The sequence below is a fragment of the Thalassospira lucentensis genome, from assembly GCF_050516545.1.
GTDB classification, from domain to species: domain Bacteria; phylum Pseudomonadota; class Alphaproteobacteria; order Rhodospirillales; family Thalassospiraceae; genus Thalassospira; species Thalassospira lucentensis_C.
Window position 1 is genome coordinate 311,406 of sequence record NZ_CP191544.1, and the last position, 21,725, is coordinate 333,130.

General features: G+C 52.5%; 20 protein-coding genes. 17 read left to right on the forward strand and 3 right to left on the reverse strand.

Going from position 1 to position 21,725, the window contains the following annotated elements:
- Positions 1–124: 124 nt before the first annotated feature.
- The 6 genes from ACQ0MK_RS01295 (at position 125) to queG (ending at position 6,460) form a co-directional block, all read left to right on the forward strand.
- Entirely contained in the window at positions 125–1,651 is a 1,527-nt protein-coding gene (locus ACQ0MK_RS01295; RefSeq protein WP_430474494.1) for an inorganic phosphate transporter, read from the forward strand.
- 231 nt (positions 1,652–1,882) lie between these two features.
- Positions 1,883–2,428 carry a queuosine precursor transporter gene (locus ACQ0MK_RS01300; RefSeq protein ID WP_350040719.1) on the forward strand — a complete coding sequence of 182 codons (546 nt, stop codon included), beginning with the start codon at positions 1,883–1,885 and terminating at the stop codon, positions 2,426–2,428.
- Between the two features lie 91 nt (positions 2,429–2,519).
- Positions 2,520–3,572 carry a tRNA preQ1(34) S-adenosylmethionine ribosyltransferase-isomerase QueA gene (gene queA, locus ACQ0MK_RS01305; protein ID WP_430474495.1) on the forward strand — a complete coding sequence of 351 codons (1,053 nt, stop codon included), beginning with the start codon at positions 2,520–2,522 and terminating at the stop codon, positions 3,570–3,572.
- A 6-nt stretch (positions 3,573–3,578) separates the two neighbouring features.
- On the forward strand, positions 3,579–4,721 hold the full coding sequence (gene tgt / locus ACQ0MK_RS01310; protein WP_430474496.1) for a tRNA guanosine(34) transglycosylase Tgt: 1,143 nt from the start codon (positions 3,579–3,581) through the stop codon (positions 4,719–4,721).
- Between the two features lie 4 nt (positions 4,722–4,725).
- A complete protein-coding gene (queF, locus tag ACQ0MK_RS01315) occupies positions 4,726–5,193 on the forward strand; it encodes a preQ(1) synthase (protein WP_101299666.1) in 468 nt (155 codons plus the stop codon).
- A 112-nt stretch (positions 5,194–5,305) separates the two neighbouring features.
- Positions 5,306–6,460: a tRNA epoxyqueuosine(34) reductase QueG gene (gene queG, locus ACQ0MK_RS01320; protein ID WP_430474497.1), complete on the forward strand. Its 1,155-nt coding sequence runs from the start codon at positions 5,306–5,308 to the stop codon at positions 6,458–6,460.
- A 6-nt stretch (positions 6,461–6,466) separates the two neighbouring features.
- Here the strand turns inward: queG and ACQ0MK_RS01325 are convergent, their stop codons facing one another.
- Positions 6,467–7,246, reverse strand: coding sequence for a phosphodiesterase (locus tag ACQ0MK_RS01325; protein ID WP_430474498.1), 780 nt, complete (start codon positions 7,244–7,246; stop codon positions 6,467–6,469).
- Positions 7,247–7,321: 75 nt separating this feature from the next.
- Between ACQ0MK_RS01325 and ACQ0MK_RS01330 the strand changes: the two genes are divergently transcribed.
- Both ACQ0MK_RS01330 and asnB read left to right on the forward strand, forming a co-directional pair.
- On the forward strand, positions 7,322–7,597 hold the full coding sequence (locus tag ACQ0MK_RS01330; RefSeq protein WP_430474499.1) for a ribbon-helix-helix domain-containing protein: 276 nt from the start codon (positions 7,322–7,324) through the stop codon (positions 7,595–7,597).
- Between the two features lie 15 nt (positions 7,598–7,612).
- Positions 7,613–9,529 (forward strand): asparagine synthase (glutamine-hydrolyzing), encoded by a 1,917-nt coding sequence (gene asnB, locus ACQ0MK_RS01335; protein ID WP_430474500.1) that lies wholly within the window; start codon positions 7,613–7,615, stop codon positions 9,527–9,529.
- Here asnB and ACQ0MK_RS01340 read toward each other — a convergent pair.
- Complete coding sequence (locus tag ACQ0MK_RS01340; RefSeq protein ID WP_430474501.1) at positions 9,497–10,588, reverse strand: response regulator; 1,092 nt, start codon at positions 10,586–10,588, stop codon at positions 9,497–9,499. The two genes, asnB and ACQ0MK_RS01340, sit on opposite strands and share 33 nt — an antisense overlap.
- 276 nt (positions 10,589–10,864) lie before the next feature.
- Between ACQ0MK_RS01340 and ACQ0MK_RS01345 the strand changes: the two genes are divergently transcribed.
- From ACQ0MK_RS01345 to ACQ0MK_RS01385, 9 genes are all read left to right on the forward strand, one after another.
- Positions 10,865–11,740: a MurR/RpiR family transcriptional regulator gene (locus ACQ0MK_RS01345; RefSeq protein WP_430474502.1), complete on the forward strand. Its 876-nt coding sequence runs from the start codon at positions 10,865–10,867 to the stop codon at positions 11,738–11,740.
- A 36-nt stretch (positions 11,741–11,776) separates the two neighbouring features.
- Entirely contained in the window at positions 11,777–13,153 is a 1,377-nt protein-coding gene (locus ACQ0MK_RS01350) for an aspartate aminotransferase family protein (protein WP_430474503.1), read from the forward strand.
- Positions 13,153–13,986: a 3-keto-5-aminohexanoate cleavage protein gene (locus ACQ0MK_RS01355; protein ID WP_430474504.1), complete on the forward strand. Its 834-nt coding sequence runs from the start codon at positions 13,153–13,155 to the stop codon at positions 13,984–13,986. Before ACQ0MK_RS01350 ends, ACQ0MK_RS01355 begins: the two co-directional genes overlap by 1 nt.
- 202 nt (positions 13,987–14,188) lie before the next feature.
- On the forward strand, positions 14,189–15,166 hold the full coding sequence (locus ACQ0MK_RS01360) for a TAXI family TRAP transporter solute-binding subunit (protein WP_430474505.1): 978 nt from the start codon (positions 14,189–14,191) through the stop codon (positions 15,164–15,166).
- Between the two features lie 195 nt (positions 15,167–15,361).
- Entirely contained in the window at positions 15,362–17,965 is a 2,604-nt protein-coding gene (locus tag ACQ0MK_RS01365) for a TRAP transporter permease (protein WP_430474506.1), read from the forward strand.
- Between the two features lie 14 nt (positions 17,966–17,979).
- A complete protein-coding gene (locus ACQ0MK_RS01370) occupies positions 17,980–18,408 on the forward strand; it encodes a universal stress protein (RefSeq protein WP_350043014.1) in 429 nt (142 codons plus the stop codon).
- Between the two features lie 48 nt (positions 18,409–18,456).
- Positions 18,457–18,873: a hypothetical protein gene (locus ACQ0MK_RS01375; protein WP_430474507.1), complete on the forward strand. Its 417-nt coding sequence runs from the start codon at positions 18,457–18,459 to the stop codon at positions 18,871–18,873.
- A 268-nt stretch (positions 18,874–19,141) separates the two neighbouring features.
- Entirely contained in the window at positions 19,142–20,011 is an 870-nt protein-coding gene (locus tag ACQ0MK_RS01380) for a formylglycine-generating enzyme family protein (protein WP_430474508.1), read from the forward strand.
- Positions 20,012–20,170: 159 nt separating this feature from the next.
- Positions 20,171–20,911 (forward strand): DUF6969 family protein, encoded by a 741-nt coding sequence (locus tag ACQ0MK_RS01385; protein WP_430474509.1) that lies wholly within the window; start codon positions 20,171–20,173, stop codon positions 20,909–20,911.
- An 89-nt stretch (positions 20,912–21,000) separates the two neighbouring features.
- On the opposite strand, the gene ACQ0MK_RS01390 is transcribed toward ACQ0MK_RS01385, so the two are convergent.
- A complete protein-coding gene (locus ACQ0MK_RS01390) occupies positions 21,001–21,399 on the reverse strand; it encodes a c-type cytochrome (RefSeq protein ID WP_430474510.1) in 399 nt (132 codons plus the stop codon).
- Between the last annotated feature and the right edge of the window lie 326 nt (positions 21,400–21,725).

Sequence of the window (21,725 nt, forward strand, 5' to 3'; positions counted from 1 at the left end):
CGTTTTGTTTGATAAGTCAGGGGTTTGGGAAATGACTGTCACACAAACGCAAAAAAACCTTAACAAACGGCGTTTGCTTCGACATGATCCGCCCGACGATTCCCTTTGGTGGTAACGGTTGATTATGTCGGTAAAAAAAACTGCTCTGGATAAAGATCTCAAGTGGCAGAAGCGCATGGATGCGGGGATGGATCAAACCGCCTCGATCAGTGCAAAGCTTGGACTGGCAATTGTTTTCTTATTGGCCTGTAGTGCGTTTGTTGCCTTTCACATGGGTGGCTTGCCGCAAAGTGGCTTCCTGATCGCTGCCGCAGTGATCGGTGGTTACATGGCGCTGAATATCGGTGCCAACGACGTTGCCAACAATGTTGGCCCGGCGGTCGGTTCCAAGGCGCTTACGATGGTGGGCGCACTTTTGATTGCTGCGGTCTTTGAAGCTGCTGGTGCGATTATTGCCGGTGGCGATGTTGTCAGCACGATCAAGAACGGCATCATTGATCCTGCCCAAATGCCAGATACCCAGACCTTTATCTGGGCCATGATGGCGGCCCTTCTGGCAGCGGCACTTTGGTTGAACCTTGCGACCTGGCTTGGTGCGCCGGTATCAACCACCCATTCCATCGTTGGTGGGGTGATGGGCGCTGGTATGGCGGCTGTCGGCGTTGGTGCGGTCAATTGGCCTACCATGGGAACGATTGCAGCAAGCTGGGTTATCTCGCCGGTTCTGGGGGGATTGATTGCGGCAGGCTTCCTCGCCTTTATCAAATTCCGCATCATCTATACCGACGACCGTATTGCTGCGGCCCGCAAATGGGTTCCGATTTTGGTCGGCGTGATGGTATCGGCCTTTACCGTCTATCTGATGATGAAGGGTGTGAAGAAAATCTGGAAAGCAGATACATCGGTCGTGATTGCGATTGGTGTTGCGGCCTTCTTCATAACTGTCATTCCGGTGCGCAAGGCGGTCATTCGCGCATCCTCGACCATGAGCGGTCGCCGCAAGGAAATTGCATCGCTGTTTCGTATTCCCCTTGTTGCATCGGCAGCCTTGTTGTCCTTTGCGCATGGTTCCAATGACGTTGCCAACGCGATTGGCCCGCTTGCCGCCATCGTATCGGCAATTGATAGCGGTCAGATTGTGGCCTCGGCCCCGATCCCGGTTTGGGTGATGGTGATTGGTGCAGTCGGTATTTCTGCCGGTCTGATCCTGTTTGGTCCGAAACTGATCCGAACTGTCGGATCGAAAATCACCAAGCTTGACCCGATCCGTGCTTATACCGTCGCCCTGTCGGCAGCTCTTACCGTGATTGTCGCCTCTGCCTTGGGGCTTCCGGTCAGTTCAACCCATATCGCGGTTGGTGCGGTATTTGGCGTCGGGTTCCTGCGTGAAAGCCTGTCACATCGTCGTCGTCAACTGGCACCGCCGATGTTGGTCGATGCCCCGGAAGGGGAGAAGACGGATGAGCATATCGAGGCCCTGCGTCAGATCGACCCGAACGAAGCAGAAAGAGCCGAACGGAAATTCCGTAAGCGCCTTTTGGTTCGTCGTCGGTATGCGGTGACGATTGCAACTGCCTGGGTGGTGACGGTTCCGGCTGGTGCGTTCCTTGGTGCTTTGCTGTTCTTCACCATTCGCGGCATCATGCTGTAATTAAGAAAGAATACTGTTTCGCGGCACTGCGCCCCATTTTTCCCCGGGGTGCATGCAGCGATCTGCAGCGGCGGTCAGGGTTTCCCTGATCGCCGTTTTTCCTTGACCCCTTGGGGGCTTGGGCGTAAACACCCGGCAACCAAAGTTGAAGAACCCCGGTTTTGATCGTCGCCCAATAAAGTGGGCCGCGAGATTTGTTATGCGTGGGGTGACCTTATGAAGGACATCAAGATGAAAGCGATCATTTTCGGCATTCTCGCCATGGCGCTAACCGTTGTCGCCTCAAACATTCTGGTCGAATATCCGTTGCCGGGTGTTTTGGCCGATTGGCTGACATATGGTGCCTTCACCTATCCGGTGGCATTTCTTGTAACCGATCTGACCAACCGCGCACGCGGGGCCGCAGCAGCACGCATCGTGGTTCTGGCAGGGTTTACTTTGGCGGTTGTGTTGTCGCTGATTTTTGCAGACACGCGCATCGCCATTGCATCGGGGACCGCCTTCCTGATTGCCCAGATGCTTGATGTGACCATCTTTGACAAATTGCGTCGCGCCACCTGGTGGAAAGCACCGCTGGTGTCATCGGGGATCGGGTCGGCTGTTGATACGGCTTTGTTCTTTTCAATCGCGTTCGTTGGTACCGGTCTTCCGTGGGATACCTGGGCGTTGGGTGATTTCACCGCCAAGGTGATCATGGCACTGACCTGTCTGGCGCCATTCCGCTTGTTGATGACCGTGGTCACACCGCGCATGAATGCGGAACCGGCACAAGGCTGATATGCCAGCCATCGACTTGTGATTTTTGGCGAAGGGGCGCATAAAACGCCCCTTCGTTCGTTTCTCAATTAACCCGGAATAGCCCCGATCCATGAAAGTCGATCTGTTCGATTTCGAATTGCCGCGTGAACGTATTGCCGAACATCCGGCAAACCCGCGTGATGCAGCCCGTATGCTTGATCTGTCTTCGGACGGAACAACCGATCGTATCGTGCGTGAATTGCCCGACATCCTGCGCGCGGGTGATTTGCTGATTTCAAACGATACCCGCGTTATTCCTGCGCGCCTGTTTGGCAAGCGCGGGGAGGCCAAGGTTGAAGTCACCTTGCATAAGCAAGAAGGTCTGGGGGTTTGGGTTGCCTTTGCCAAACCGGCCAAAAAGCTGCGTATTGGTGAAATATTCAAGGTGAATGACACATTCGAAGCCGAGGTTCTTGATAAGAAGGATGGCGGCGAAGTTGTGCTTAAATTCAACCGGTCCGGTGCGGATTTAATCGCAGCGCTTGAGAAATACGGTGTGATGCCGTTGCCGCCCTATATCCGTCGCGAAACCGGTGGTGATGATCAGGATAAGTCCGATTATCAGACCATCTTTGCGCAAAAAGACGGTGCGGTTGCAGCCCCGACGGCGGGTTTGCATTTTACCCCGGAATTGCTGGCCAATCTTGATGCGCGCGGGATCAAACGCCGCACGATTACGCTGCATGTCGGGGCGGGTACGTTTCTTCCGGTCAAGGTCGACGATACCGAAGACCATAAGATGCATGCCGAATGGGGATCGATCAGCCCGGAAATTGCCGATCTGATCAATGAAACGCACGCCAATGGCGGGCGGGTGATTGCGGTCGGGACAACGTCCCTTCGGTTGCTTGAAAGTGCGACGCGCGAAGACGGCGTGGTTGAACCTTTCGAGGCGGAGACCGACATCTTTATCACGCCGGGCTACAAGTTCCGCGCGGTCGATATGTTGTTGACCAATTTCCATCTGCCGCGCTCGACCCTGTTTATGCTGGTTGCGGCCTTTGCCGGGTTTGACCGCATGAAGGCGGCCTATGCCCACGCGATCGAAAACGAATATCGTTTCTATTCTTATGGCGATTGCAGCTTGCTTGAATGCGCCAGTAAAATTGATGCACGGACATAATCTGACATGACCGAATTTCGCTATGAACTGCTTGCCCAAGATGGCAAGGCCCGTCTGGGGCGCATTCACACCGCACATGGCGTGATTGATACGCCAACCTTTATGCCGGTGGGAACAGCGGCGACGGTTAAGGGCATGTTGCCGGAAAGTGTCGCCGATACGGGGGCGCAGATTTTGCTGGGCAATACGTATCATTTGATGCTGCGTCCCGGTGCAGAACGCATTGCGCGCCTTGGTGGCCTGCATAAATTCATGAACTGGGACAAACCGATCCTGACCGATAGCGGCGGGTATCAGGTGATGTCATTGGCGAAATTGCGCAAGATCACCGAAGAAGGTGTGACGTTCAAAAGCCATATCGACGGGCGTAAATTTAACCTGACCCCAGAACGTTCGATGGAAATTCAGCATTTGCTGGGATCGACCATCACCATGGCGTTTGATGAATGCACACCGTTCCCGGCGACTGAACAGCAGGCCCGCGAAAGCATGCAGATGTCGATGCGCTGGGCCAAGCGGTCAAAGGATGCGTTTGTTGAACGTGAAGGCTATGCGCTTTATGGCATTCAGCAGGGCAGCGTATTCGAAAACCTGCGCCGTGAGAGTTCGGAAAAACTGACCGAGCTTGATCTTCCGGGGCATTCGGTTGGCGGGCTTGCGGTTGGCGAAGGTCAGCAGATCATGTTTGATACGCTTGATTTCTGCGTTGATATGTTGCCTGCCAACAAGCCGCGCTATTTGATGGGGGTTGGCAAGCCGTCTGATCTTGTTGGCGCTGTCATGCGCGGCATTGATCAGTTTGACTGCGTTCTTCCGACCCGATCAGGGCGCAATGCACAGGCCTTTACCCATCACGGAACGTTGAATTTGAAAAACGGTCGTCATCGGGATGATGACCGTCCGCTTGATAATCAATGTGGGTGTCCGGCCTGCACGAAATATTCGCGCGCCTATTTGCACCACCTGATCAAGTCGGGTGAAATGCTTGGTGCGATGCTGCTGACCTGGCACAACCTTGCCTATTATCAGGATTTGATGCGCGGCATGCGCGAAGCGATTTCCGAAGGCCGCATGGATGCGTTCGCGCGTGATTTCCAGGCCGGTCAGGAAGGCGGGGATATCGATCCCGTGCCGATTATCGAGGATTAAGCACATGGCTGATCAAACCATCTATGACAATCTGACCATGCTGGGCAGCGATACGGCACAGCCGGCATCGCCGGACGAAGCCGTTCTTGAACGTGTCGCCAACCCGCAAGCCGGAACCGATTACTGTGTGCGCTTTGTCGCACCGGAATTTACATCCCTGTGCCCGATGACGGGTCAGCCCGATTTTGCCCATCTGGTGATTGATTACATTCCCGGCGACTGGCTGGTGGAAAGCAAATCTTTGAAGCTTTTCCTGACCTCATTTCGCAATCACGGATCATTCCACGAAGATTGCACGATCAAGGTTGCCAAACGCATTGTCGAAACGCTTGATCCGAAATGGCTGCGCATTGGTGGATATTGGTATCCGCGCGGTGGCATTCCGATTGATGTGTTTTATCAGACGGGAGCTGCGCCAGAAGGTGTCTGGATCCCTGATCAGGGTGTCGCGCCATATCGCGGGCGCGGCTAAGCTGTCGCTTGCCTGTTTATCAAAAAGGCCGCAGCATATTGCTTGCGGCCTTTTGCGTTATGGTTCGATAACGATATAAGGCAGCAAACAGACAAGGTGAACGAGCACTATCATGACCGCCCGATCGGCAGATGCGATCACTTTTGACATGCTTGAGGCCAAAGCCCGTGAAATCGGCTTTGATGTCTGTGGGGTTGCGCGTCCGCAAATTGACCCGCGCAATCAGCAACGTCTGGACGAATTTGTTGCTGCCGGTGAATACGGGTCAATGGCATGGATGAATGATCCGGAACGTTTGCCGCGCCGTCGTGATCCGGAAATGCTGTGGCCGGATGTTAAATCCGTGATCGTGCTTGGCAGCAATTATGGCCCGGCAGAAAATCCGATGGCATTGCTTGATCACCCGGACCGGGCGATGATTTCGGTCTATGCCAAGAACAAGGATTATCACGACCTGATCAAAAAGCGCCTGAAACAACTGGCGCGCTGGTTGGTCGAAAAGTCCGGTGGGCGCGAACAGGTCAAAGTATTCGTCGATACCGCCCCGGTCTTGGAAAAGCCGCTTGGCCAAGCATCCGGTATTGGTTGGCAGGGCAAACATACCAATCTTGTGTCACGTGAATTTGGCAGTTGGCTGTTTCTTGGCGAGGTCTTTACAACCCTTGAGTTTGAAGAAGCATCGGCAGAGATCGATCATTGCGGGTCGTGTTCGAAATGCCTGTCGGCCTGTCCGACCGATGCGTTTCCAGTCCCCTATAAGCTTGATGCGCGCAAATGTATCTCATACCTGACAATTGAGCATGACGGGTTGATCCCGAAACAGTTTCGCAAACCCATGGGCAATCGCATTTATGGCTGTGATGATTGTCTGGCGGTCTGTCCATGGAACAAATTCGCCAGCCGTACTGAAGAACTGGCCTTTATCCCGCGTGCGGAACTGACAGCCCCCCGGTTGGCAGATTTTCTTGATCTGGATGACGGGGCGTTTCGCGCCTTCTTTACCGGATCACCGATCAAGCGGATCGGGCGTGCGAAATTCTTGCGTAATGTGTTGATTGCTGCAGGCAATAGCGGTGCGCCAAACCTGATCCCCCGGATCGAAAAATTGCTGATCGATGAAAGTGCCCTGATCCGTGGCAGTGCGGTTTGGGCCTTGGCGCAATTGATGGATGAAAACGGCTTTAACACGCTAAAGGCCAAGCATTTTGACCGCGAAGAAGACCAGAGTGTGCGGGCGGAATGGGATCAGGCCGCGCAGGCCGCCTGATCATCCTCACATATCGAACTTCACGAAATCAAAATGGTAGCGAAGCCCGCCCATCGGGTCTGAAAAGGCAATGCCATAGCCCGGTCCAAGTGGATTGCGATCTTCAAGTTCTTCTTCTTTTTTATGACGGAAATCAAGCGCTTCGCCGCTTTGCGTGCTGTTGCCCAGAACAAACGGAACGCCAAGCCATGTCCCGGTTGCGGGACGGTGCAAATGGCCGAAAAACAGATGCTTGATCTGTGGGTTGATTGCGATGATTTCGCCCAGTTCCTTTTCCGCATCCAGACGAATGGTATCCATAAAAGGTAGGCCCATTTCAAATGGTGGATGGTGCATGAACAGAAATGTTGGCGTGTCCTTATGGGCGGTCAATTCATCGCGCAGCCACCCCAGACGCTTGTCGCATAATGTTCCGTGATGATGCCCTGGAACAATGCTGTCCATCATGACGAAACGCACACCACCAAACGTTTGACCGAAATTAACAAAGCCGTTGGCATCAACAGATGTGGTCGGGAAAGCATCCTTGAATGCTTCGCGGATGTCATGATTTCCCGGAATGATGATATAGGGGATGGCAAGGTCAGACAGGATATCGACCGCCTGTTCATATTGCTCTGGCGTGCCGCGGTGGGTGATGTCGCCGGTTATCACACAGATCTCGGCATCGCGATGCTGCGCATTGATTTCACCGATGACTTTGCGCAAGGTTGCGGCGGCATCGGGATGGCGCGATGTGTCATTGCGGGCAAGAATATGAAGGTCGGAAAGATGTATGAATTTCATGGCGATGCCCTATCATGGAGGAAAGCATTTGAAATCATGTTCGTTTTTTCAAAACATGCAAAGATATAAACGCCGATGGATGACACCGTTCGTAAAAGATCAGTGACAATTGCAGGCCATAGAACCAGTTTTTCACTTGAAGACGCGTTCTGGAAGGAACTTGTTGGTATTGCGGAACGCCGCGACATCACCATGGCCGAACTGGTTGTCGAAATTGATTCCGTACGGGATGGGAATCTTTCAAGTGCTTTGCGCCTTTACATCTTGCGCGATCTTCAAAGCAAGTTGGTGGGGCATGGTGATGGCCATGAAACCATTTCATCAGACGACGATCCTTCGGAAAGAAGCTAGGTAGCGGTATCAAAGATGTGCGCAATTGCAGGGGCGACAGCACCGGATGACCAATTGGCCGTTGCCCGTATCTTGCAAAAGCAGCGTCATCGTGGACCGGATGGCAGCGATGTCTGGACTGATCCCGATGGGCGCGTCACACTTGGCTGCGCCCGTCTGGCAACAACCGACCAATCCTCGATTGCGCAACAACCCATCCAAAGCCGCGATGGTCGGTTTGTTCTGGCCTTTAACGGATATATTGCCGGTCATCGCCGCTTGATTGCGGAATGCATGTCGCAAGGAACAGCCTTCAAAAGCCAGAACGATGCGGAACTTGTCCTGCATCTTCTGGCACAGGCTGTTCAGAGTGGGCGCGATGTTGCCTCTGCACTTGAAAAACTATCCGGGCAATATGCGTTGGCGTTCTGGGATTGCAAAACGGGATGCTTGTGGCTGGCCCGTGATCCGCTTGGTATCAAGCCGCTTTACGTCATGACGCGCCCGGGTGGCGGGGTGGCCTTTTCATCTGAACTTGGTGCGCTTGAAGTGATCGCCCCGATGTCCTTTGATCAGGATGTTAAGGCAGGTTATTTCGCCCATCTTTTCGTTCCGGCACCAAAAAGAGATGTTTCGGGGATTGAGCTTTTATCGCCCGGAACGGTGCTGTCTTGGCAGGTCGGGGAAACCGCAAGATCGCAGATCACGCATCCCGCCAACCGGTTGCGTCCCATATCAGATCGGCAATCTGCCGTGGACAAGGTGCGTCAGGCTGTCCGGCAATCGGTGGCCGATGCACTGGATGCCGATTGTGTTGTTGGTGCGCTTGTATCGGGTGGATTGGATAGTGCCGGTGTATCGACATTGGCCTGTGACGTAGCGCGCGAACGTGGCAATGCTCCGCCGTTGGCATTCGTTATGGGGTTTGACGACCCATTGCGTGATGAAACCGCGTTTGCACGTAACCTGTGTCGGTATAGCGGGCAGGAATTGCACGTGATCAAAGCGCCCAAAACGGCCCCGGAAATTTACGAAGCGCTGTGTGACGGGCTTCGTAGTGTTGGTGCGCCCTTTGCCAATCCATCCATTGTTTTGATGCAGCACCTTTCCGAAGTGGTTGGCAACCATGTGCGGGTTTGTTTGGCGGGTGATGGCGGGGATGAGCTGTTTGGCGGCTATCCACGTTATCGGGCGGCGTCAATTTATCACCGTTACTGGCAGCACCTGCCCGGTGGCCTGCGTCGGTTGGCGGCAAGCCTGTCAGGCCAGATGAGCAAGCGAAACCTTCGCCGGTTTCTGGTTGGCGGGGCCGGGGGATCTGAGGATGCATTTGATATCTGGAACAATCGGTGTGCCATTCCGGAACTGAATGCCCGGTTGTCCAGTTCGCCCATTCAGGATCAGGAAAGTATTGTGACAACCCTTGTTGATAGGATGATGCAGTTTGATCGTGATGTGACCTTGCCGGGCAATCAGTTGGTGATGTCGGATCGTTGTGGCATGGCACATGGCCTGGAATATCGATTGCCACTGTTGGGCCATGATGTGGTTGCCATCGCATCCATGATCACGGCTGATCAGCACCAGCATCAAGGGGTCAAGTCAGTCTGGCGGGAGGCCATTGCGCCATATCTTCCCAAAGGTCATGCGGGGCGTTCTAAAATTGGCTTTAACCCGCCGATCGAAGATTGGCTGGCCAAGCTGGGCCGTTATATCTGGGGGGATGATGAAAGCATCCTCGCTGCCATTTTCGATGGGGAGAAGGTGGCAAAATCCGATCAGCACCGATATTGGCAGCGTGCCATTTCAGGCAGGGACACCGATATGTCGCTTAGCATTTGGGCGCTTCTGGTTTGGCAGGTTTGGGTGATGCTTTTGGACGATGGGCGGCAGACTGGTTCGATCAATCCCAAGAGAATATCAGATATGGGCGTCGCTGCTGAAATTGCGTGATCTGGAATACAGGTTTAGCGCGGTCAAGGCCGTCGGGGCCAGTTGCACCACCTGACGGGACAGGGCAAGAATGCGGTTCTCGTCAAGTTGGTTGTCTTCAAAGATCGATTGGGTGGTTTCGCATAATTCAGAAAGTTGGCGCAGACCAAACGTGCCGGATGTGCTTTTAAGCACATGCACTTCGTTGCGCACCGTCGTCAAGTCATCTTCTGAAAGGGCCTTGTCAATTTTGACCAAGCGGTTTTCGGTTTCATTGATAAAAATATCAATGCCGCATTTCGCCCCTTCATCGCCAGCATCACTGTAAAGCTGTTCAAGAATACGGATATCAAGAACCGGGCTGGTAAGTGGTTCTGGTCGATATGGTCGACCCAGCCGTGCGCTTTTGCTGCGAAGATGCGGGGGTGGCATGGCGGGTTTTGCATCTGACTTCTGCACCGGGGATCGCGCAATCAGGTCCTTCATCGTTTCAATCAGCTTGTCGCGCTGAATCGGTTTGTTGATGAAATCATCAACACCTGATTGCCGGGCAATAACATTCCAGTCGCGTGATTGATGGGCGGAAAGCGCAATGATCGGTGTTTTTGACACCGGGCCGGGCATGTGGCGAATGCGACGTGTCGTGTGCAAACCATCCATGTCGGGCATTTCAACATCCATCAGGATGAGATCGGCAGTTACCCCCCGGCGCAGCATGTTCAGAACGGTTTGACCATTGCTGGCTTCGACGACGGTATATCCTTCGGATTGAAGGATGCGTCGGGCGACCATACGGTTGCTTTCACTGTCATCGGCAATAATGACAGTACCGGTTTTGGCGTCATTGGCCGCGCTGTTATGATTGGGTTTATCAAGTGGAATGGCCTGCGGTTTGACAAAGCAAACGGAGATCATGCCGCCATCGGCAAGCTCGGTCTCATTGAATATCAGGTCTTCTTCGGCAACGCCCGTGATAAGCTGTTCCCACGCCGGATTGGCAAACACAATCCGTTCGTCAGAGTCAAAAAGCGCAATGCCTGCTTGCGTCTGTGCAAGCGCATCAATGATCCGGTCTTCCATTGGCCACCTACCGATTCGGTGCCCAGTCCCATACCAATAGGCACATATTTTCTTTTTTATGAAACGCAGACGTTTCAATTATGTCTCCATTTATTGTTACATTTTTTTCTAATAAGTCCATGTTTTTTAGAGCCCCCAGCCCCGAATCCTGTTCGCAAGATGAAACAGATCAGCGAAGCATTTGTTTCATTTGTAGAAAATTTGAAACATATGTTGCGGTTGCATGCTGCTTGTGGCGTAATTTCAGGCATCGTGTTGCACAAAGGTGCCTGATTGATGGGGTTGTATTCTGATTTGCGTGAAAAGCTGATTTCGGACTATGCCAAGCTTAGTCCGCAGATGCAGAAGGCTGCGCGTTATATCCTTGATCACCCCAATGAGGTCGCCTTGCGATCGATGCGCGCCCTTGCGGGTGCGGCCGATGTTCCACCAAGCACCATCACCCGGTTGATGACGGCAATTGGTGTCGAAACATGGCAGGAATTCCGCGATCATTATCAAAACCGGTTGCTTGACCAGCCTGCAAGCTATGCCCAGCGTGCGCGTGAAACGCAAAGAAATGAGCAGGATGTAAATCGCGATGAGCATTTGCTTGAAAGCATTTCTCTGACCGAGATCGATAATATCAGTGCGGCCTTTAGCCCCGAGCTTATCGCAAAGATGATTGATGCCTGTGGCGTAATTGAAAATGCCCGGCAGGTTTTCATTGTTGGCTGTGGTGCGGCGTATCCTGCGGCCTATCAGTTTGCCTATGGCTATCGCCTGTTTCGTGACAATGGCAAACTGGTTGATGGTCATTCCGGTGCGTTCGGCGATGAGTTACGTGGTATCACGCGGCGTGATGTGCTGATTGCAGTTGGGGCCAAACCTTATATCCGGGGCACAGTGCGCGCGGTTAATTTTGCCCGCGACCAACATTGCCCGGTCATTGCCATAAGTGATTCAGACGTATCGCCGATTGCACTTGATGCAATGATCAAGCTGGTTGTGCGTGATCATTCTCAATCGTTTTTCCAAAGTTTTACCGCTGCGTTATCGGTCATGCAGGCGCTAGTTGCCCTGCTGGTTGCGCGTGGCGGTCAAAAGGCCCTGCAACGAATTGCCGCTGCAGAAGAACAACTTGCTGCTTTCGATACCTATCTCGAAGCGTGAAGCCTTACTTTAACGCCCCACACGGAACACCCGATCATGACAATTGCGTCACATAAGACTTCTGCCCCAAATGCCTCGACCCATGTTTTGCACCGGACAAGCGTTGAGACACCGCCGCGTGCGGTAAAGGGCGAGGGCATTTATATTTTCGATGAGAATGGCAAAAGTTATCTTGATGCATGCGGGGGGGCGGCGGTGTCCTGCCTTGGCCATTCCGACCCGGATGTCCGTGCGGCGATGCATGCCCAGATTGATCAGATTGCCTATGCCCATTCCGGTTTCTTTTCATCCGATGCGATGGAAGAACTGGCCGATGAATTGGTGGCACATGCACCAGCGGGCATTGATAAGGTCTATTTTGTGTCTGGCGGGTCCGAGGCAACCGAAGCCGCCCTTAAGATGGCGCGTCAGTATTTTCTTGAGATCGGTCAGCCGGACCGCAAATACGTCATCGCACGTCGCCAGTCCTATCATGGCAATACGCTTGGTGCGCTGTCAGTTGGCGGCAATATGTGGCGGCGCAAACAGTTCGAACCGCTGTTGATCACGGCAAGCCATATCGCCCCGGTTTATCAATATCGTGACCAACGCGACGATGAGACGGCGGTAGATTATGGGCTGCGCGTTGCCAATGAACTGGAAACGGCAATTCTTGAACTTGGTGCCGATAGTGTTGCGGCCTTCGTGGCCGAGCCGGTGGTAGGCGCCACTTCCGGGGCATTGGCGCCGGTGCCGGGATATTTCAAACGCGTGCGCGAGATTTGTGATCAATATGGCGTGTTGCTGATCCTTGATGAAGTCATGTGCGGGATGGGTCGTACCGGCACCCTGCATGCGATTGAACAGGAAGGCATTTCCGGCGATTTGCAAACCATCGCCAAGGGACTGGGGGCGGGTTATCAGCCGATTGGAGCTGTTCTGGTGTCAAAGAAAATCAATGATGCGATTGCTAACGGATCAGGGTTCTTTCAACACGGTCATACCTATCAGGGCCATGCAACTGCTTGTGCTGCGGCCCTTGCAACGCAACGCGTGATTAAAGAACGCAACCTTTTGGCCAATGTGGTCAAACAGGGCGAAAACCTTGTGGATGGTTTACAGGCCAAACTGGGGCAGCATCCGTTTGTTGGTGATGTTCGTGGGCGTGGGCTGTTTCGCGGGGTGGAGCTGGTGGCAGACCTTGACACCAAAGATCCGTTTGACCCGGCTCTTAAGATCAATGCCAAAATCAAAAAGGCGGCCTTTGCCCGTGGTTTGATGGCCTATCCGATGGGCGGGACGATTGATGGTGTGCGGGGCGATCATGTGTTGTTTGCTCCGGCCTTTATCGTGACCGAAAATGATATCGCTAAAATCGTTGATCTGTTTGCCGGGGCACTGGATGACGTCTTTAAGGCGGAAGGATTGTCATAATGGGATATACCGACACGCCGTTTCTGATCGCATCTGCCCCCAATGGTGCGCGCAAGACCAAGGCGGATTTGCCCAATATTCCAATCACGCCGGCAGAAGTCGCGAAAACCGCCTTTGAATGCCAACAGGCTGGTGCAGGGATGATGCATCTTCATGTCCGCGATGATGAACAGCGTCATAGCCTTGATGTCGGGCGGTATCGTGAAATGCTGGCAGAAGTGCGTGCGGCGGTTGGCCCGGATATGCTGTTGCAAGTCACCACCGAAGCGGTGGGGATGTATAGTGCGCATGATCAGATGGCGATGGTGCGCGACCTTGTGCCAGATGCAGTATCGATTGCTATTCGGGAAATTGCACCGATTGATGCCGATTTGAACGCGGTAAAGGCATTTTTCGAGTTTATGCGTGAAGCAGAAATTGCACCGCAATTTATCGTATATGACACCGAAGACGTGCAGCGCTTCAACCAGCTTGTCGAGATCGGTGTACTGCCGGGCGAAAAGTTCCCTGTTTTGTTCGTTCTGGGCCGCTATAGCGACGGGCAGCAATCCGATCCGGTTGATTTGTTGCCATTCATCGGGTCGAGTTCCTATATCTCTGAATGGATGGTGTGTGCCTTTGGTGCGCTTGAGAATGCATGCATCTTGACCGGTGCCGGATTGGGTGGTCATGGGCGTATTGGTTTTGAAAATAATCATCTTGGGGTTGACGGAAGCCCCGCGGGCCATAATGCTGAACTGATTGCCCAGGCGCGGGATGGTGCAGGTTTGATGAACCGCAAAATCGCGACGGGCGCGCAAGCCAAGCAGATCATGCAACCGCGATGGTCATGAATTTCAGTGAATTGCAGAAAAGTCGCTTAAAAGCGAAATATGTCAGGAGGTTTGGGGGGTATGGTCTTTAAATTTGGTTCGCCCGATACTATACTCCCGTAGTCGAAGCATCTGATACATCTGGTGTTTCTATATGATTCTTCTGCCCTTTGTGGGGCAGAAGAATGCCTTATAATAGGGTGTACAAGGGAGCTAAATCCTAATGAAAAAACTTATTGCTGTAGCGGGTGCAGTCGCTGCAATCGCAGGCGCTTCGCTGTTTGCCGGTCAGGCTTCAGCACAGGAAAATCGTTTCATCACCATCGGTACCGGTGGCGTTACGGGTGTTTATTACCCAACCGGCGGTGCGATCTGCCGTTTGGTAAATAAAGACCGTAAAGAGCACGGTATTCGTTGCTCGGTCGAATCCACTGGTGGTTCGGTCTACAACATCAACACCATTCGCACCGGCGAACTGGACATGGGTGTTGCTCAGTCTGATTGGCAGTTCCATGCCTTTAACGGGACCTCGAAGTTCGAAGATCAAGGTCCGTTTGAAGATCTGCGTGCTGTGTTCTCCGTTCATCCAGAGCCGTTCACTGTCGTTGCACGTGCAGATGCAGGTATTAAAACCTTTGACGATCTCAAAGGCAAACGTGTGAACATTGGTAACCCGGGTTCGGGTCAGCGCGGCACGATGGATGTTGTTCTTGAAGCCAAAGGCTGGACGCTTGATGATTTTGCGCTTGCTTCTGAATTGAAGCCAGCTGAACAGTCCCAGGCACTGTGTGACAACAAGATCGATGCAATGATCTACACCGTTGGTCATCCGTCCGGTTCGATTCAGGAAGCAACCACTGCATGTGATTCGGTTCTGGTCGAAGTTTCCGGCCCGGCGATCGAAAAACTGGTTGCTGACAACCCGTATTACCGTGTTGCCACCATTCCGGGCGGCATGTATCGCGGTAACCCGGATGATGTAACGACCTTTGGTGTTGGTGCGACCTTCGTGTCCTCGACCAAAACCGATGAAGACGTTGTCTATCATGTTGTCAAAGCAGTCTTTGAAAACTTCGATGACTTCAAAAAACTGCATCCGGCATTCTCCGTCCTGAAAAAAGAAGAAATGATCAAGGACGGTCTGTCTGCTCCGCTGCATGACGGTGCTGCGAAATACTACAAAGAAGCAGGCCTGATGTAATTCAGCTGCGAACGGAGGGCAGATTGCCCTCCGTTTTCTTCTTGCGCCCAACGGGTACACGATAAAAATTGAATAACGATAACACCGGATGACTGGTGTTTGAGTACTCCGTGGGCGACCGGGTGTGTGTCGACGGAGGCTTTTTGTTTCTGGGCGACCAGTTCAAATGGCTTTCGTACTGACCGGGAGTTTGTGATGACTGATGATAAAAAAGCGGACAATGTATCGCTTGATCAGGGCTTGCAGGACCTGATTGCTGAAAATGATACAGGTGCTCGCCAGCCGAGCGGTTTGACCGCAAAACTGTTGCTGTGGCTTGCGGTTTCATGGTCGCTGTTCCAACTTTGGCTGGCTTCGCCACTACCGTTTATCTTTAATTTTGGGGTTCTGAACTCGACCGAAGCGCGGTCGATTCATTTGGCATTTGCCATTTTCCTCGCATTTATGGCTTATCCGGCCTTTAAAAATTCGCCACGCAGCTATATCCCTGTTCTTGATTGGGTTTTGGCATCTGTGGGTGCCTTCTGTGCGGCTTATATTTATATCTTCTATCGTGACTTGTCCGACCGTCCGGGCTTGCCAATTACACAAGATTTGGTCGTTGCCGGTGTTGGCTTGCTTCTGTTACTTGAAGCAACCCGTCGTGCGCTTGGCCCGCCGTTAATGTGTGTCGCGATTTTGTTCCTGGCATATGTCTTCTTTGGGAATGCCGCATGGGTGCCTGATGTTCTTCAGTGGGCAGGTGCGAGTTTCTCCAAGGCGATGTCGCATCAGTGGATTACCACCGAAGGCGTCTTCGGGATTGCGCTTGGCGTTTCAACAAGCTTCGTGTTCCTGTTTGTGCTGTTTGGCTCTTTGCTGGATAAAGCCGGGGCAGGCAATTATTTCATCAAGGTTGCCTTTGCTGCCTTGGGGCACATGCGCGGTGGTCCGGCAAAGGCTGCTGTTTTGTCATCAGCCATGACAGGTTTGATTTCGGGCTCTTCGATTGCAAACGTTGTGACCACGGGGACTTTTACCATTCCGCTGATGAAGCGTGTCGGTTTCTCGGGCGAGAAAGCCGGCGCGGTTGAAGTTGCATCATCGGTTAATGGTCAGATCATGCCTCCGGTAATGGGGGCTGCGGCCTTTTTGATGGTGGAATATGTTGGCATTCCGTATCCGGAAGTCATTAAACACGCATTCCTGCCAGCAACGATTTCCTATATCGCGCTGATTTACATTGTTCACCTTGAGGCCCTTAAGGCGAACATGCAGGGCTTGCCAAAACTTCATACATCGACCCTTACGCAGACATTGATGCGGTCGGTTATGTTTGTCCTGTCATTGGTTATTCTGTCCGGGGCGATCTATTACGCGATTCTTTTACAAAAACAGTTGTTCGGTAATGCTGTTGGCTGGATCGTTGCGATCGAATGTGCAGCGGTTTATTTCGCAGGCCTTTATTATGCCGCGAAATATCCCGATCTTGAGCTGGATGACCCTAATCAGCCGGTTGTCAAACTGCCGGAACTTGGCGAAACTGCAAAAGCTGGTTTGCATTATTTGCTGCCTGTTGTTGTGCTGGTCTGGTTCCTGATGATCGAGTTGAAATCACCGGGACTGTCGGCCTTCTGGGCAACGGTTCTGATGATCTTCATCATGATGACCCAGCGCCCGGTGAAGGCATTCTTCCGCAAGCAGCCGAATTACATGGATGAACTGCGTGCCGGTTTGATTGATGTTGTGGACGGTTTGGCAACAGGTGCCCGTAATATGATCGGGATCGGTGTTGCAACGGCCGCCGCCGGTATCATCGTCGGGACGGTATCGCTGACCGGTATCGGTCAGGTGATGGTTGAGTTCGTCGAATTGATTTCTGGCGGTAATTTAATTCTGATTCTGGTCTTTACGGCTGTGATCAGCCTTATCCTTGGCATGGGGCTTCCGACCACTGCGAACTATATCGTGGTCTCGAGCCTTATGGCGCCGGTGATTGTCGAATTGGGGGCCCAAAACGGATTGATTGTGCCGCTGATTGCGGTCCATCTGTTCGTGTTCTATTTCGGGATCATGGCCGATGTAACTCCACCAGTGGGGCTTGCATCCTTTGCTGCTGCGGCGATATCGGGTGCAGATCCGATGAAAACCGGCTTTGTTGCATTCTTCTATTCGATGCGAACTGCTGTTTTGCCGTTCCTGTTCCTGTTTAACACCCAACTTCTGATGATTGGTCTGGATCATCCGGTGGATGTGGTGGTTGTCATCATTGTTTCAACAATAGCCATGCTTGTCTTTGCCGCAGCGACGCAGGGGTATTTCTTTGCCCGGTCGAAACTGTGGGAAAGTGCGGCATTGCTGTTGATCGCCTTTACCTTGTTCCGTCCGGGGTTCTGGCTCGACATGATTGAACCGCCATACGAAGACCTTCCGGCGACAACGATTGTCGAAGATGCGGCGAAGATGCCGGAAAACAGCAGCATTCTTCTGGATGTTGAAGGCATCAGTATCGAAGGGGATGAAGTTTCCAAATCGGTCATGTTGCCACTTGGTCCGGCGGGTGCCGGCGAGGATCGCCTTTATAATGCGGGTATTGGTATCCGTAACGAAGATGGTCGCATCTATATCGACGATTTGGTTTTTGCCGGTCCTGCGGAAAAGGCCGGTCTTGATTTCGACTTTGAAATCACGGCGGTGAAAGTCGAAGCCGATCGTCTGCCCAAAGAAGTGTTCTTCATTCCGGCATTCTTGGTGCTGGGGGGGATCATTGTTCTGCAACGCCGTCGCAAGCGCACCGAAGACGCGCTTGGCACGGCCTGACAGGGAGAATGACCATGTATAAGGATATTCTGGTTACAGTAGATCTTGATCATGACTCTTCTTGGAAGAAGGCCGTTCCGGTCGCGATCAAGCAGGCGCAAAGCTTTGGCGCACGTTTGCATGTTCTGACAGTGGTGCCCACTGTTGGCATGTCGATGGTTGGTCAGTTCTTCCCGAAGGGCTACGAAACCAAAGTTCTTGATGCCTATAACGAACGTCTGCATGAATTTGTCTCTGCAAATATTCCTTCAGAGATCAAAGTGCAGCACATCATCGGGCAGGGAACGGTCTATGAGGTGATTTTGAAGATGGCGAAGAAAACCAATTGTGACCTGATCGTTATTGGTGCCCATCGTCCAGAACTCAAAGATTACCTTTTGGGGCCAAATGCGGCCCGGGTTGTGCGCCATGCCGATTGTTCGGTGATGGTTGTTCGTGACTAAGCTTTGCTCACCACATAGGTGTTAGACACGCGAAAAGGGGCGGTGCATATGCATCGCCCCTTTGCTGTTTCCAAGATGCGGTTTGGTTATTTTGCCGCACAAGGGTTGGCAGCGCATGGATTTGCCGCACACGGGTTTGCCGCAGCACACGGATTGGCGGCACATGGGCTACATGGGCTGCAAGGATTTACGATCTTTTTCGCAGCACATGGATTTGCGGCACATGGGTTGGCAGCGCATGGATTGGCAGCACAGGGGCTGCAGGGCGCGCAACTTGCAACTTCGGCCGTTGGTGCCGGAAGCGGGGCCGCCATCGCCATCGGGGTTGCCATCGCCAGACTGGTTCCCATTGCAAGAGCCGGGATCAAAGCTTTGTGGGCGAAACTTTTGGATTTCTTGGTCATTATTGCCTCTCTGAAAGTCCTGAAATGTCAAAGCCGACGTACACTCGGCGGCCGTCGGTAGGGGCACTATGGTTCAATTCACAAGAGGAGCGGCGTCACATAGTTTCACTGTTATGTGACAGGCGCGTGTGGGCATAAGGAGGAGAAACCATATTATGATCGACAAGTTCACGTTGAGTTGCAAAGGGCGAAGGGCAATAAAATCGTCAAACTGATTGAAAGAACGGTCAAATTTACGCATGTTAATGGTTAGAACGACTGTAAGATAAGGTCGCAGGGCCGGTTAAATAAACCGTGAGAACCAAATCCGATCAGGATGGAAATCGCTTATGAAGTTCGGGGACAGTATCGCTTCCATACAGAAAATTTGTGCTGCGGCATGTCTTGTCGCCTTTGCAGGTCTGTCATCAGCAAAGGCCGATGACGCTGTGCCTGAAGTGGTTGAAATCCCCACCGGGTGGTTCTGGCAGGGCTCGGACTCTGTCGAACGCGAATATGCCTATCAAATTGATGAACAGGTCTATGGTCACGATATCAGTCGGCGGAATCGCTGGTACGATATCGAAACCGACAAGTGGCGGGTCCATCTTCTGGGCTATCACATCAGCAAAACGCCTGTGACGAATGACCAATACGCTATGTTCGTCAAGGAAACGGACTATCCAGCCCCCGAAATTAGCCAGGAAGAATGGAACAGGCAGGGGCTTATCTATAACTACGATACGGTCCAGCCATTCCTGTGGTCCAAGGGAAATCCGCCAAAAGGGCGGGGCAATCATCCGGTTGTTCTGGTGTCCTGGCAGGACGCGGTCGCCTATACCGAATGGTTGAGCACGAAAACGGGTAAAGAGTGGCGTCTACCGAGCGAGCTTTTCTGGGAAAAAGCCGTGCGTGGACCCGATGGTGTTTTCTATCCGTGGGGAAATATCTTTGACCCCGAACGGTTAAACAGCGGGGATCGCGGCCCGTTTGATACCATGCCTGTTGGCCAGTTCGAGGCAGGCCCTTATGGGCTTTATGACGGGGTCGGGCAGGTGTTTGAATGGACATCAACCTCAAAGCAAGCGGGTTATCGGCTTGTTAAAGGTGGGTCGTGGGACGATCGTGGCTGTGGTGTCTGTCGCCCTGCCGCACAGCATGGTCGGCCAGAGCATCTTAAGCATATCCTGATTGGCTTTCGCGTGATGTATGTCGATTAAAATTGTTGCAGAAAACACCGCGTTCTGATGGATGATTGTTGCAAACCAGGCCGAAATCACTAACTGTTGATCGGTATTCATTGGCCCGATGGGCCGGGATACGGGTTATTCTGCCTTTGCGGAAATTCTTGAGCGGATCGCAAAGATGCTGGTGCTTATATGACTGAAATTGCAATCGACTGGACTTCCATGCCGACCAGCCAACTTGAAAGAATGTTGGCGGCGGGGCGTGATGTTATGGAATGTCACCGCGTTTTGACAGCAACGGGCGACAACATCGTCGGGGAACTGATCAAGCATTCCGGTTCGTTCTATGAGTGGTCACACTATCCCGAAGGGGATGTCTATGACCGGCAATCACATGCACAATTTTACTATCATGCACATCCTAAGGAAGAACGGCGTGATTGGGATGAACATGGTCATTTCCATACCTTTATGCGCCCGCGCGGTATGCCCGATAAATGTAAACCCAAACAGATTGACGGGGTCGAATACCCTGAAGGCGCAAATGATGCTTTGTCGCATCTGGTTGCATTTTCGATGGATGAGTTTGGCTTTTGCCAGCGTTTGTTTACGACCAACCGCTGGGTCACTGGCGAAGTCTGGTATGACGCCGAAGATGTCCTTTCCATGCTTGAAGGCTTTGTGATTGATCATGCGCAGCCATCCTGGCCGGTAAACCGATGGGTATCGGGCATGATGGTTTTGTATCGTCCGCAAATAGAAGAACTGATCCGCCAACGTGACCGGACTGTCGCGGATTGGCGCGAAAAGCATCCGGATAATGATGTCTATGAGGACCGAAACCTTGAAGTGACCTCGGTCGAAAACATTGCCGTTGTCGAACAGATGCGCGCGATTGGCGAGGAACTTGGACGTCGCCGGAAAGCGGCATAACAAGGTCCGCGCTTTAATGACACGAACATATAAAATGGCCGGAGTATTGTGCATCCGGCCATTTTTATATTTTGAAGCTGAGCGGTGCGTTACTTGGTTTTCAAAAACTCGATAACGTCGGCAATTTGGTCTTCTTTTTTGAGCTTGAAGGCCATTTTGGAGCGCTGTTTAGAACCGGCAATCTCACTGAGTTTTGCGGACGGATCTTTAAGGTAGTCGGTTAGAAATGCTTCGTCGGCGACAAAGCCCTTCTCGCATGCAGCTTGATAGCCGCTACCATATTTATAGCCATCAACAGTGCCGCATTCCCGGCCAACTGAACCGGCCAGACTGGGACCAACCTTGTTTACGCCCGCATCCGTGCTATGGCAGGCGGCACAGCGTTTAAAAAGTTTCTCACCATTGGCGGCGTCTCCGGCAATTGCCGGTGCGGTTGCAAGGATGACCAAAGAGGTGACTGCAAAGGCGAGTTTACGGGTATAGGTCATTTAGGGGCCTCTCTCTTATGATTCTTCCCGTTGATCGGGACTGTCTGCGATCAGGCTATTACGCTATTACGTTGCGGGGTGACCGTTTGGTCAACACGGCAGCTAATTTTTCTGCTTATTGGCAATTCATGACGATCCATACCATATTTGATACATCACGGATTTGAGTTTAGTCAATTTGACGTGAATTGGCCGAAAGAGCCGAAAACGGGATCGTGTGGTGGTGTGTTTTGCGGCAGAAGGTTCGTAAATGATTGTTTGTTAGAGATGGTTTATTGACTATTGGTTGATAGCTTAAACTTCAGGATGGTTGAAAATCAGGAACT